Below are 11,827 nucleotides of genomic sequence, written 5' to 3'. Positions count from 1 at the left end.
GGACCGGCCGATGACCTCCAAACATGCCGTCGCCCCCACGTTGCAGGCCGACGCACTGGAAAAGGGCTTCATGTCCGGCGATGTGCAGGTGCCGGTGCTGCGTGGCCTGTCGCTGGACATCTATCCCGGCGAGCTGACCCTGGTATCCGGCCCATCCGGCTGCGGCAAGAGCACGCTGTTGTCGCTGCTGTCCGGCCTGTCCGCGCCCGATGGTGGTCGGGTACACGCACTTGGCCAGGATGTGGGGCACATGACCCGCAGCGAGGTGGAGCGCTTCCGCCTGCACCATGTCGGTTTCGTGTTCCAAGGCTTCAACCTGTTCCCGGCACTGACTGCGCTGGAACAGGTGCAGCTGCCGCTGGGCTACCGCGGCATGCGCAATCGCGAAAGCGAACCGCTGGCGCGCAAGGCACTGGAAGAAGTGGGCCTCAGCCACCGCAGCCACATGCGCCCGGCGCAGCTGTCCGGCGGCGAGAAGCAGCGTGTGGCCGTTGCCCGCGCCTTCGCCAAGTCGCCGACGCTGATCTTCGCCGACGAACCCACCAGCGCGCTGGACGCCGAGAACGGCCAGCGCGTGATCGACATCCTGCATCGCTACGCACGTGCGCATGGCGCCACCGTGCTGTGCGTGAGCCACGATCCGCGCCTGATCCGGCATGCCGATCGGGTGATCGCCATGGAAGACGGCATGGTCCGTGACGACCGCCGCCAGAACGAAACTGTAGAGTCCGCCCCATGACCAAGACGTCGCACCTGCTTCCCCTCAGCCTGGCCCTGTCCGCGGCACTGCTGCTCGGCGCCTGTTCCAGGGACGCGCCTGCGCCTGCACAGTCGCCTTCGGGCAAGGCCGGTGCAACCGCCGTCGGCAAGGTCGCGGTGGCGCGCGGCATCATCGACGTCGAGGGTGGCCTGATCGCGCTGGCACCGCCGGTGGATGGCTCGATCACCGCCGCACCGGTGAAGGAAGGCGCCACGGTGAAGAAGGGGCAGCTGCTGCTGTCGCTGGATGGTGCCTTGCTGCAGCAGGAGGTGGCGATGGCCAGCGCCGATCTCGCCCTGGCCAATGACCGCCTGAAGGGCAGTCAGGCGCAGCTGCGCGAACTGGAGCGCAACGCTACTCGCCTGTCCACGGGGGCCAGCGAAGGCGTGTCGTCCAATCAGCAGGCCGATGCGGCCAAGCAGCAGCTGGCGGGTGTGCGCGCCGATGTCGACGTGGCCAGTGCGCAGGTCGACATGGCCCAGCACAAGTTGGAACACGCCAGGCTGAAACTGCAGCAGATGTCGCTGAGCGCGCCGGAAGCCGGCACCGTGGTCGGCCAGGTGCCGGGCGTTGGCGCGTTCGTGCAGGCCGGCAAGCCGGCAATCTCCCTGCTGCCCGCGCGCCCGCTGCAGGTACGTGCCGAACTCAGCGCGGCCTACGCCGATGCCGTGCAGGTTGGCATGCAGGCCACCGTGGTGCCGGACAGCGACGGTGCCGAAAACACCAGCACGCTGCCGCCTGCACGCGTCGTACGCATCAGCCCGGTGTTCGCGCAGGCGCGCCTGCCTGAAGATGCAGGGCGTGGCGTGGCCAAGGTGGTGGAGTGTGTACTGGAGTTCGATGGCGAGGCCAAGGCGCGCTTCGGCCAGCATGTGCGGGTGGAGTTCCGGAAGTAAGCCTAGTGCTGCGGCGGGGGCGCATCCGCGCGCCCTCGACGCCTGAGCACCCGCCATGCGCTAACCGCCGACACCATGCATAGCGCCAGCAGCAGTCCCACGTCCAGCAGCAACAACCACAGCAGATGCATGCCGTGTACCGGCGGCTGGTGCATGGCTGACAGCATCCACGGCACCGACCATGCCAGCAGCAGGGCGAAGGCGATCAGCAGGCGCAGCCACAGTCGTTTCAGTCGCCACGGCCGCACGATCAAGGCGGCCACCACCAGTTCGACGGTGCCCAGCAACGCGAACACGATGACAGTGCTGGTCGGGTAGGGCAGTTCGGCGCCCTCCAGGTGATGCAGCAGCCAGTAGTCCGGGGTGAAGCCGGCATTGACCAGTGCGGCGATCAGCGCCAGCCAGGTCAACGCAACCAGCAACCAGAACAGGCGGACGTAGCGTCTAGGCATCGGCGGTGTCCGTGGCGGCAGGCAGGCGCTTGCGTGATGCATACCACGCGGAAATGGCGATCGCGGCCAGTGCCAGCAGGCCGGGCCCGAGGGTGAAGTACAGCAGGCGCAGCGGATGGTTGTGCATCAGTGTCCAGCTCGCGAACGCCAGGGGAATCGCCAGCACCAGCAGCTTGGCAAACAGTGGCCGCAGCACCGCGATCAGCGGCTGGGCGCCAATGAACATCCAGAACAGATAGAACTGGGCGATGCCCAGGCCGATGTCACGATGTGAAGCAAAGCCGAAATGGTCGCGATACCAGTTCATTCCTATCGGCATCAGCGCCCAGTACAGCAGGGCCACCAGCAAATGCAGCAGCAGGGCGATCAACAGAGGCGTGCCGCGAAGGAGCATGGGCGAACGGGGCCGGGCGGGGCAGCGTACCCCACTGCGGACGCCCGTGACCGCATGATGTGAAGACTGTTGACGGCGTGAAGGAATTTGGACACAATAGCGCTCCTTCGACGCAGGTCGAACGGAATCTGCGGGAATAGCTCAGTTGGTAGAGCGCAACCTTGCCAAGGTTGAGGTCGCGAGTTCGAGTCTCGTTTCCCGCTCCAGATTCTACAGGGCCCCGGCAGGGGCCTTGTTTTTCTCCCGCCATGGCAAGGCGGGGCACGTTGGGCAACAAGGCTTTGCGCGCAGTCAGAAAGGTGAAATCGCTGGTGTGTTTTCCGGATTTCCGGTAGCATGTCGGCTTACGCGGGAATAGCTCAGTTGGTAGAGCGCAACCTTGCCAAGGTTGAGGTCGCGAGTTCGAGTCTCGTTTCCCGCTCCATGTTCCGACAGGCCCCATCTTGGGGTTTTGTCTTGTCAGGGCGCCAGTTCCTGGCGCGCAGTACGTTGGCCTCATGGCAGAGTGGCTATGCACCGGATTGCAAATCCGTTTACAGCGGTTCGATTCCGCTTGAGGCCTCCAATTGAAAAGCCCTGACTCCGGTCAGGGCTTTTTGTTTTTCTGCGATCTGGAATGTGCTGTACGAGCGCTATGATCGGGTCTGGGCCTTAGCGGACTTCATGCGGATGACTCCCCGACGCATCGTGGAAACCTGGATCGAGCGCTTCAACGCAGGCGATGCTGCTGGCCTGGCGGAGCTGTATCACCCCGACGCGATCAATCACCAGGTCACCCAGGACCCGATCAAGGGCCGCGATGCGATCCGTGCCACCTTCGAGCGTGAATTCAGCACTGCTGAAATGGTCTGCATTCCCGAAGTCATCCATGAGGCCGGCAATGTCGCTGCGCTGGAATGGCGCGACCCTCTTGGCCTGCGTGGATGCGGCTTCTTCACGGTTGACGGAGGATTGATCACGTTCCAGCGCGGCTACTGGGACAAACTCTCGTTCCTGAAGATGCACGGTCTTCCGATCGAGTGAGCCGCAAGGCCGGGCGGCATCCGTGCCGCCTTGGTCGTGGCCTGATGGGCTACAGCCTGGCCAGCGCCTGCACCGTGGCCTGCGTGAGCGGCTGGGGCAGGGCATCCAGCGTGAACCAGTCCAGGCCAGTCTGCACACCCGGCTCCTGGATGGAAGCCTCGGCACCCGCAGGTGCCCGTGCCTCGAAGATCGGCGCGACCCAGTGCTGCGCAAGCGCCGGCTCGAAATGATCGGCAACGCACAGCAGGCGCAACAGCGTCACTTCCAACGCCGTCTCCTCGCGGACTTCGCGGACCACGGCAGCCTCCACCGTTTCCATCCAGTCGACTTTGCCGCCAGGCAGGCCCCAATACCCGCGCTCCGGATCGCGTCCGCGCTGGATCAGCAGGATGCGGCCGCCGGCATCACGGACGACGGCGCCGCATCCAAGGCGGGGAATCTGCAGTTCAGTCATGGCGGTGAATGAAGAAGGGGTTGTCTTCATTCTTGCATGCACGCCGTGTCAAGCGAACCCGCGCTAGGCTGGGCACCTGCGCATCAAGAACTTCACGGGTGTGTCGCATGCTTATCCGGCAACTCAGCGCTGACGACGCCGATATTCTCTGGCAAGCACGGTTGCAGGCGCTTCGCGAGTCGCCCGCTGCGTTCCTGTCCACGCTGGCCGAAGCGCAGAATGACTCGGCGGACGTGATGCGCGCCCAGCTTGCTGATCCTGGTACGCGCTACTTCGGCACGTTCGTTGACGGCATGCTGGTGGGTTTCCTGCGTTTCGTGCGCCCGGTGCGAATGGCGCGACGGCATACGGCGGAAGTGCACAGTGTCCACGTGGGCACCGGCCACCGTGGCCAGGGTATCGCCCGCCAGCTTCTTCTTGCTGCGTTTGCATTTGCGCGCGCCGAGGGCATTGAATCGCTCACCCTCACGGTGCTGGAGGACAATGCTGCTGCGCGCGGGCTGTATGAATCGCTGGGTTTCAGCGTACTCGGCAGGGAGCCGCGCGCAGTCAAGCGCGAGGGCATCTACACGGATATCGTCTCGTACTGGATCACATTGCACTGACAGTGAAACGTTACTGCGAGCCCGGTCATGTTTCCTTGGCACGATGGGCCTGGACACACATTCATTCGACGAAGATAGGGCAATGCACGTTCAGGTATGCCGCTGGCAAAGCGTAGGGCCGCAACACCGTCAGCAGGCGGTGGATCTGCTTCGCCAGGCTTTCCCGGACATGCAGGGCGAGGGCTACGCCATCCCGGGGCCGGTCGCTCTGGTCCTGGCGATGGGAGGTGATCACGTTGTCGCACATCTCGCGCTGTACGAACGCAACGTACTGCTGGACGGCGAGCCGGAACGCATGGGCTTGATTGGCGGCGTGGTGGTGCGTGCCGACGTTCGCCGGCAGGGCATTGCCTCGCGGTTGATCGAAGCGGCCCATGCAGAGCTGCGCCGGCACGGTATCGATTTCGCCGTGCTGTTCGCCCTGGATCATCGGCACTATGCCTCTGCGGGCTATGTACCGATGCAGAACGAGACCTGCTTCATTGAAGACGGCCACGTACGCAGGTTCGTCTACCGCGGCGGCATGGTGGCCACGCTGGGAGCGCGCCGCTGGACCACGGCCTTGCTCGATCTGCAGGGCGAAACGGTCTGAACGGCGCCAGCGTGCAGTCGCCACCAAACCACCGTATCGTGGCGGTTGTCCAATGAACCAGGGAGCGGTGCAGGATGAAGGGGAAGGTAGTGATGGCGATGATGCTGCTGGGGTGTTTCCCGCTGGCATCGGCCCAGGTCTACAAGTGCAAGGGCGCTTCCGGTGAAACGGTATACAGCCAGAATCCCTGTGCTGCCGGCGCTGAACCCATGAAGCTGCGTTCCAGCCGTTCCTCCATGGAAACGGCGGGGGAGGCATCGAACCGCGCGGCGGTGTACCAGAACACCGAACTGGCCGACGCTGGTATCGCCGAGCGCAACTGCGTGCAGGGCGAGCGCTCGCGCATCTACGGTCCGCTGGAGTCGCGCAGCCAGCAGATCGGTCGGCAGATCGCCGAGTTGAACCGGCAGATGGCCGCGTCGAGCAACAACCTGGCCGGCGCAACCCGTGACTCGGGCATCCGTACGCAGATTGCCAGCCTGCAGCAATCGTTGAGTGCCGAGCGGATGGCGGCGGATACACAGATGGCGAGTGCGCGCGAACAGTGCGCCTCGACCCGGCGTGAACGCGAGCGCTCGGTGCGCGACAAGTTCAGCAACGTACCCGCGGGTACGCCATGAGTCGTTCCCGCTAGGCGGGAAGGCGCATGGGTGTCTCCGCACGGAAGTTGCGCCCGACCGGCGCGCTCACGCCCAGGTAGTGCCGGAACAGGTAGATCAGCGGTTTCCAGCGCGCCACATCGATGTGCTGGGTGCCGTCCACGGTGATGTCTTCGTGCGCATGCACGCAGCGGATGCGGCCTTCGACGATCACGAAGCCCTGGCCATCATCCTCGCCGGCTGAATGCATCGCCATGACGGTGGCCTCCACCTGCAGCGGGCACTCGGCAATGGCCATCGGAGCAACATGCGTCGACACGACGGCAGTGAATCCGCCCAGTGCGAACTTGTCGCGCACGTGCACGTAGCCCATCGCCTGCTTGGCGGTCGGCACCGGGTTACAGCCGGTTGCCCGCGCGATTGCCTCGACCTGTGCGGCCTGCGCGGATGAGGGGAAGTTCAGCACGCACTCGTTGCGCAGTTGCAGGTTGCGATAGCCCTGGCCCTGCGTACCGAGACCCAGCACTACCCGGTTGCCCAGCGCCCAGAACGAAGAAAGCGGGCTGATGTTGCTGCTACCATCGTCATTCAACGTGGTCATCAGCAGCACGGGCGTGCCTGGGTACAGGACCGAAGGGGTGATGCGGCGGCGATGGATCGAAGCGGTCTTCATGGCAGGTCTCGCGGTTGCGGGCGAGCACTGTGCCGCGCAGTCGGCTGCTGACGCTTCGGCCTGCATCGAACTGTTGGCAGATGACGGCATGCCACAATGGGGCATGGTCCACACCTCCGGTTCCCTTGTCAGTGTCGGTGCCCTGGTCGGGGACCAGGCGCGTGCCGCCATGCTGCTGCAGTTGATGGATGGACGGGCCTACACCGCGATGGAGCTGGCGCGCGTGGCCGGGGTAACGCCGCAGACGGCGAGCACGCACCTGCGCAGGCTGGTCGAGGGCGACCTGCTGGTGGCGGTGGCGCAGGGGCGTCATCGCTACCACCGGCTGGCATCAAACGAGGTGGCAGAGATGCTCGAAGGCATCCTGCGCGTGGCCGACCGTACCCCTTCCTGTACCGCTGCGGCCGCGCGCAGCATGCCTGCACTGCGCGAGGCGCGTTCCTGCTATCGGCACCTGGCCGGCGTGCACGCGGTCGCCATCACCGATCGCCTGCTGCAGGCGGGGCATGTACTGCCATGCGAAGGGCATTGGCAGATCAGCGCTGGAGGCGCCGCATTCCTTGCCGGACTGGGCCTGCCGTTGCGCGAGCTCCTGCAGCAGCCGGTGGCGGCCAACCCGGCGCGCTACTGCCGTGGCTGCCTGGACTGCACCGAACGGCGGCCACACCTGGCAGGGCTGGTCGGTGAGGCGATGCTGGACAGTTTCGTGAACAACGATTGGCTGCGGCGCGTCGAGGGCCGGCGCGAACTGCGGCTGACGCCACCCGGGCGCGAGGCGTTGTGGCGGCTCTTCAACCTGGCGACCTGAGCGGCGCGGCCAGTCTCAGCCACCCGCGACATGGCAAGGCGTTATGGTCGAGTTCCACGTCTCAGGGAGCTGCAATGGCGAGCAAGGACATCACGGGTCGCTTCGGGCACGGAGCGAATCGGAAATGAGCAAAATCATGGCAGATGTGCGTTGGCTGACCTTTCGGTTGAAGAACGGGCAATCCATCGGGCCGGAGCGGCTGAAGGACGGATGGGTGATTGCCTCGGAAACCGCCCGCTGCGAGGTCCGCCGCGAACATATCGAGGGATCGGGCCTGGTGTACGCCCTGTATGCGCCGGCCAACCTGGCCTCACCGCGGCGCGCGGAAATGCGCATGCGCGAATTCCTGATGAGCTCGGGCTACACCTTCACGATGGGCACGCTGGGCGGCTGATCCCCGCCTGCTGCGGCTGCGGGCGCACGGCCAAGACCTGGCCGATCGCGCCGATCTGACCGCGCGCATCGAACGGCACTGTGCTGGTCGGCCGACACCCGGGTGGCCAAACGGCACCGACATGTCGAAGCCCAGCCACTCGCCTTCGGACATGCCGAACAGGTGCGCGGTCAGATCGAGGGGAGGCGGCACATGCTGCGCGGGTCCCTGCACCGTAAGCGTTGCCAGCGTGGCGGACGCGTTTCGCTATGCGATGGACTCAGTGTTGCACTGTCTTCAAGGCATCGACAACCTGTGCCTCAGAGAAGCCACAATGTCCTTCGCCCACCGATGGCAGTACCCGTGGCGCTGGCCGCGCACCGGCGTGTGCGGCCAACTGCGGATACACCGTCTGCATGTGCGGCACGATGGTCGGGTCGTTGTGGTTGAACTGGATCACCAGCGGGCGCTGCAGTGCGCCGGTCAGCGCCAGCGTCGCGCGCACCCTGGCCTGCGCGGCAGGTACAGCATCGATGCGCCGCACCCCGGCGTTGAATGCGGCGTCATCGCCGAAGCCGCTGTAGACCATGCCCCTGTTGCCGACCGGCATGCCACCGCTGCGTGTGGCCAGCTCGTGCAGGACCAGGGCGTGCAGGCTGATCGTGCCGGCCACTTCATCGGGGGAAACCTGCAGCCGCTGCGCCAGCAACGCGGCATGCGCCGGGTCGCGTTGCAGCGCGGTGGCGATGCCCTGGTAAAGCTCACTCTGGGGCAGCGTGGCTGCTTCGCGCGACGCCAACCCGGTGACCGGCAGCCCCTCAGCCTTGGGGAAGAAATAATCGAACGCGACCAGTGTGGTCAGCAGGTCGGCCGCGATCTGTTCGCCACTGAGATTGGCGCCGCACAGCGACACACCACCGGCATAGTGCTGCGGGAAACGCTCGAGGCTGCCAATGGTTACGGCACCACCCATCGAGAAGCCCAGCATCCAGGTGTGTCGCACGCGCTTGAGTTCACCCAGGGCATGCTGTCGCAGGTGTTCCATGTCGGTGATCGCCTCGGCCACCGCCCAGCCTTGGCTGGAATACGCGCTCTGCGCGACGGCGTAGCCCGCGCCCAGCAGTGCTGCGGTGCTGTCACCGGCGGCCATCGGCGTGGTGCGTGGCACGCCCACGGGCTCATAGCCATGGGCCAGCATCACCAGGTCGCCGTTCCAGTCTGCCGGTACATCCAGCCGCCAGGGGGCGCCCTGCAGCTCGCCGCTGAGCGTGCGTGGTGCCGAGGTTGGTGCTGCCAGCGATGCCGTCGAAGCATGCAGCAGGCCAAGGGCGAGGGCACATCGAAGCAAGGGGCGCATCGTGGTCATTCCATGCGGGAATGGCGCAGAGCATAGATGCCAGCGGAATGTTGCGCGCGCTGCACTGCCGCAGGGGATTGCGGGCCGTACAGGCGGCGCTCTACGCTGGTGGCATGGCTCCGCACGTCACCGCGTCGATTATCCGCATTCCCCAAGGGAAGGCGGGGTAGCGCGCGGTCGTCACGGCCCTGCAACCCGCCCGGGAAGGCGGATTGCATGCAGCGCTCTCCCGGGAACTGGAATCCACCGAGGAGATCGCAGATGCAACACCCTTCATCCGCCGATGGCGGCGCAACCCTGCACCTGCTGTGCGGCAAGATCGGCGCAGGCAAATCGACGTTGTCGCAACAGCTGGCGGCCAAGCCTCGCCACGTATTGATCAGCGAAGATGCCTGGTTGGCCACGCTGCACCCGGGCGAAATCCACTCCGTCGCCGATTATCTGCAGCGCGCAGCCACGCTGCGCAGCGTGCTGACCGATCATCTGCGTGCGCTGCTGCAGGCCGGCGTCTCGGTGGTGCTCGATTTCCCCTTCAACACGCCCGCCACCCGCGGGTGGGCACGTGCGGTGTTCTCGCCAGTGGGCGCCGCGCATCAACTGCACTTCCTCGATATCGCCGACGAGGTCTGCAAGGCGCGGCTGCGTGCACGCAATGCATGCGGCGAGCATCCCTTCCAGGCCAGCGATGAGGAATTCGAGCAGATCACCCGCCACTTCGTTGCACCGGCAGCAGAAGAGGGTTTCATGGTGATGCGCTACACCGAGGCAGGCTCGGCATAGCGCGGTCGGCTCAGTCGCCGAATGCCGGCTTGCCTTCGGTGGCGGTGCGCACGAGCGTCCTGCGGAAGGTCTCGACCAGGGGGCGCAGGTTGATGCGGTGCCAGGCCGCCCACAGCGGTGTGCGGTAGCTGAACCACGGCAGCTCGCGCAGCACCACGCCGTCCGGCGCCTGGTGATCCAGGCTCTGCTGGACGGTGGTCAGGCCCAGGCCGGCGGCAACCAGGCCAAGCGCGGCCAGTGGCTCGGTCGCTTCCATGGCGATGGTCGGGGTGAACCCGGCTTTCGCACACGCGGCGATGAAGGTGTCGTGGCGCAGTGCGTTTTCCCTGTGCATCACGCCGATCCACTGCTGGCTGGCCAGATCCTCTGGCGTGATGGTCTCTGCACTGGCCAGTGGGTGGTCGGCCGGCACGGCCAGCAGCATCGGGTCGTTCAGCACCTGCGTGGCTTCCAGGTCCGGATCGTTGAATGCCGGTGGTTCGCAGACCAGGGCGATGTCCAGGCTGCGTTGCCGCAGGCCTTCCAGCTGCACGTCCGACTGCTGGTTGTAGAGCGCGATATGCACCGCCGGGCGATCGCCGCGCAGTTCGCGCAGGGCGGTGGGCAATACGCCGGAGTGCATCGCGTACTCCAGATAGCCGATGCACAGGCCGCCTTCGTCGCCGCGGCCGAGCCGGCGCGCCAGCGATTCCAGCCGGTTGGCATGGGTCAGCAGGGCCCGCGCCTCGGCGAGGAAGGTACGGCCATCGGCGGTCAGCCGGATGCGCTGCTGGGAGCGTTCGAACAGCTGCAGTTCCAGCCGTTCCTCCAGCTGGGCGATCTGCCGGCTGAGCGGGGATTGGGAGATGTGAAGGCGCTCGGCAGCGCGGCCGACGTGTTCATCTTCGGCGACGGCCACGAAGTAGCGCAGTTGGCGGAGGTCGAGCATAAGACCTTGTGGGACTCAAGATAATTAAATTATGTCTTGGACAGTCTTATCGGGCAAGCCTAGCCTGTGCCTCAACTTCAACAACCTCCCCAAGGGGGAATCCATGAGCATCAACACGCTGCTGGCTGGCAAGACCCTCGGCTTCGGTACCGCGCCGCTGGGCAACATGTTCCGTGACATCCCGGAAGCCGAGGCCCAGGCCACGGTGGACGCGGCCTGGGAACAGGGCACCCGCTACTTCGATACCGCCCCGTTCTATGGCGCAGGCCTGGCCGAGATCCGCCTTGGCGACGCGCTGGCCAAGCGCAACCGCGATGACTTCGTGCTCAGCACCAAGGTCGGCCGCCTGATCCTGGACGAAGTGGAAGACACCAGCGCCCGCGACCTTGGCGAGAAGGGCGGCCTGTTCGTCGCCGGCCGCCCCAACAAGCTGGTCAACGACTACTCGGCCGATGCCACCCTGCGTTCGATCGACGACAGCCTCAAGCGCCTGAAGACCGATCGCCTGGATATCGTCTGGGTGCACGACATCGCACAGGACTTCTATGGCGATGAGTGGCTGTCGTACTTCGAGACCGCACGCCGCGGCGCCTTCAAGGTGCTGACCCGCCTGCGCGAGGAGGGCGTGATCAAGGCCTGGGGCCTGGGCGTCAACCGTGTCGAGCCGATCGAGCTGACCCTGGACCTGGACGAAGCCCGTCCGGATGGCTTCCTGCTGGCAGGCCGCTACTCGCTGCTCGACCACGAGCGTGCGCTGCAGCGGGTGATGCCCAAGGCGGCCGAGCGCAACACCGGCATCGTGGTCGGCGGTCCGTACAGCTCCGGCGTGCTGGCCGGTGGCAGCCACTTCGAGTACCAGAAGGCGTCGCCGGAGATCCTGGCCAAGGTCGAGCGCATCAAGGCCATCGCGGCCGAGTACGGCATCAGCATCAAGGCGGCCGCGTTGCAGTTCTCGCTGGCCAACCCGGCAGTGGCTGCGGTGATTCCGGGCGCCAGCCGTCCCGAGCGCATCGCCGAAGACTACGCCGCACTGAAGGAAATCATCCCGGCCGGGTTCTGGCAGGCGCTGCGCGCCCAGGACCTGGTCGCGGCCAACGCCCCGCTGCCGATCGACAACATCTGAGTCCCGAAGG

The 11,827-nt window shown here is 65.8% G+C and carries 16 protein-coding genes and 3 tRNA genes; 13 read left to right on the top strand and 6 right to left on the bottom strand.

The window, feature by feature from the left end; genetic code table 11:
* Positions 1-10 precede the first annotated feature (10 nt).
* The gene (locus O0K41_RS07835) at positions 11-739 is read left to right on the top strand and encodes an ABC transporter ATP-binding protein (RefSeq protein ID WP_049402552.1); all 729 of its coding nucleotides are present in this window, start codon (positions 11-13) and stop codon (positions 737-739) included.
* Positions 736-1,656, top strand: coding sequence for an HlyD family efflux transporter periplasmic adaptor subunit (locus O0K41_RS07830; protein WP_088436350.1), 921 nt, complete (start codon positions 736-738; stop codon positions 1,654-1,656). The genes O0K41_RS07835 and O0K41_RS07830 overlap by 4 nt, the downstream gene beginning before the upstream one ends.
* 2 nt (positions 1,657-1,658) lie before the next feature.
* Here O0K41_RS07830 and O0K41_RS07825 read toward each other — a convergent pair whose 3' ends face one another.
* Entirely contained in the window at positions 1,659-2,108 is a 450-nt protein-coding gene (locus O0K41_RS07825; protein WP_005408902.1) for a hypothetical protein, read from the bottom strand.
* Positions 2,101-2,502, bottom strand: a complete 402-nt coding sequence (locus O0K41_RS07820) for a hypothetical protein (RefSeq protein WP_088436351.1) — start codon at positions 2,500-2,502, stop codon at positions 2,101-2,103. Before O0K41_RS07820 ends, O0K41_RS07825 begins: the two co-directional genes overlap by 8 nt.
* A 130-nt stretch (positions 2,503-2,632) precedes the next feature.
* On the opposite strand from O0K41_RS07820, the gene O0K41_RS07815 reads away from it, so the two are divergent.
* The 4 genes from O0K41_RS07815 (at position 2,633) to O0K41_RS07800 (ending at position 3,525) form a co-directional block, all read left to right on the top strand.
* Positions 2,633-2,708: transfer RNA gene (locus O0K41_RS07815), tRNA-Gly, on the top strand.
* A gap of 142 nt (positions 2,709-2,850) precedes the next feature.
* Positions 2,851-2,926 (top strand) — tRNA-Gly (locus O0K41_RS07810).
* 67 nt (positions 2,927-2,993) lie between these two features.
* Positions 2,994-3,067, top strand: a tRNA-Cys gene (locus tag O0K41_RS07805).
* A gap of 104 nt (positions 3,068-3,171) precedes the next feature.
* Positions 3,172-3,525, top strand: a complete 354-nt coding sequence (locus tag O0K41_RS07800) for a nuclear transport factor 2 family protein (RefSeq protein WP_049449119.1) — start codon at positions 3,172-3,174, stop codon at positions 3,523-3,525.
* 49 nt (positions 3,526-3,574) lie between these two features.
* On the opposite strand, the gene O0K41_RS07795 is transcribed toward O0K41_RS07800, so the two are convergent.
* Positions 3,575-3,979, bottom strand: coding sequence for an NUDIX domain-containing protein (locus tag O0K41_RS07795; protein WP_049449121.1), 405 nt, complete (start codon positions 3,977-3,979; stop codon positions 3,575-3,577).
* A gap of 107 nt (positions 3,980-4,086) precedes the next feature.
* Between O0K41_RS07795 and O0K41_RS07790 the strand changes: the two genes are divergently transcribed.
* The 3 genes from O0K41_RS07790 to O0K41_RS07780 all read left to right on the top strand — a co-directional run bounded on the left by O0K41_RS07790 (position 4,087) and on the right by O0K41_RS07780 (position 5,796).
* On the top strand, positions 4,087-4,584 hold the full coding sequence (locus tag O0K41_RS07790; protein WP_049449123.1) for a GNAT family N-acetyltransferase: 498 nt from the start codon (positions 4,087-4,089) through the stop codon (positions 4,582-4,584).
* Between the two features lie 43 nt (positions 4,585-4,627).
* Complete coding sequence (locus tag O0K41_RS07785) at positions 4,628-5,176, top strand: GNAT family N-acetyltransferase (RefSeq protein WP_049449125.1); 549 nt, start codon at positions 4,628-4,630, stop codon at positions 5,174-5,176.
* 74 nt (positions 5,177-5,250) lie between these two features.
* Positions 5,251-5,796, top strand: coding sequence for a DUF4124 domain-containing protein (locus O0K41_RS07780; RefSeq protein WP_049449127.1), 546 nt, complete (start codon positions 5,251-5,253; stop codon positions 5,794-5,796).
* A gap of 10 nt (positions 5,797-5,806) precedes the next feature.
* On the opposite strand, the gene O0K41_RS07775 is transcribed toward O0K41_RS07780, so the two are convergent.
* On the bottom strand, positions 5,807-6,448 hold the full coding sequence (locus tag O0K41_RS07775; protein ID WP_164223025.1) for a flavin reductase: 642 nt from the start codon (positions 6,446-6,448) through the stop codon (positions 5,807-5,809).
* A 103-nt stretch (positions 6,449-6,551) separates the two neighbouring features.
* Here O0K41_RS07775 and O0K41_RS07770 point away from each other — a divergent pair, with 103 nt between their 5' ends.
* Both O0K41_RS07770 and O0K41_RS07765 read left to right on the top strand, forming a co-directional pair.
* Positions 6,552-7,256 carry a winged helix-turn-helix domain-containing protein gene (locus tag O0K41_RS07770; RefSeq protein ID WP_049449167.1) on the top strand — a complete coding sequence of 235 codons (705 nt, stop codon included), beginning with the start codon at positions 6,552-6,554 and terminating at the stop codon, positions 7,254-7,256.
* 124 nt (positions 7,257-7,380) lie between these two features.
* The gene (locus O0K41_RS07765) at positions 7,381-7,650 is read left to right on the top strand and encodes a hypothetical protein (RefSeq protein WP_005408911.1); all 270 of its coding nucleotides are present in this window, start codon (positions 7,381-7,383) and stop codon (positions 7,648-7,650) included.
* A 259-nt stretch (positions 7,651-7,909) separates the two neighbouring features.
* On the opposite strand, the gene O0K41_RS07760 is transcribed toward O0K41_RS07765, so the two are convergent.
* Entirely contained in the window at positions 7,910-8,986 is a 1,077-nt protein-coding gene (locus O0K41_RS07760; RefSeq protein WP_108270450.1) for a hypothetical protein, read from the bottom strand.
* A gap of 261 nt (positions 8,987-9,247) precedes the next feature.
* Between O0K41_RS07760 and O0K41_RS07755 the strand changes: the two genes are divergently transcribed.
* On the top strand, positions 9,248-9,766 hold the full coding sequence (locus O0K41_RS07755; protein WP_123958401.1) for an ATP-binding protein: 519 nt from the start codon (positions 9,248-9,250) through the stop codon (positions 9,764-9,766).
* Positions 9,767-9,776: 10 nt separating this feature from the next.
* Here the strand turns inward: O0K41_RS07755 and O0K41_RS07750 are convergent, their stop codons facing one another.
* Positions 9,777-10,694 carry a LysR family transcriptional regulator gene (locus tag O0K41_RS07750; protein ID WP_049449135.1) on the bottom strand — a complete coding sequence of 306 codons (918 nt, stop codon included), beginning with the start codon at positions 10,692-10,694 and terminating at the stop codon, positions 9,777-9,779.
* 103 nt (positions 10,695-10,797) lie between these two features.
* On the opposite strand from O0K41_RS07750, the gene O0K41_RS07745 reads away from it, so the two are divergent.
* Complete coding sequence (locus O0K41_RS07745; RefSeq protein ID WP_164223028.1) at positions 10,798-11,817, top strand: aldo/keto reductase; 1,020 nt, start codon at positions 10,798-10,800, stop codon at positions 11,815-11,817.
* The last annotated feature ends 10 nt before the right edge of the window (positions 11,818-11,827 follow it).

Source organism: Stenotrophomonas sp. Sm2128, from assembly GCF_030985535.1.
Lineage (GTDB): Bacteria > Pseudomonadota > Gammaproteobacteria > Xanthomonadales > Xanthomonadaceae > Stenotrophomonas > Stenotrophomonas maltophilia.
Note: the sequence above shows the minus strand (reverse complement) of the source record. Positions and strands in the feature narration are given on the sequence as shown.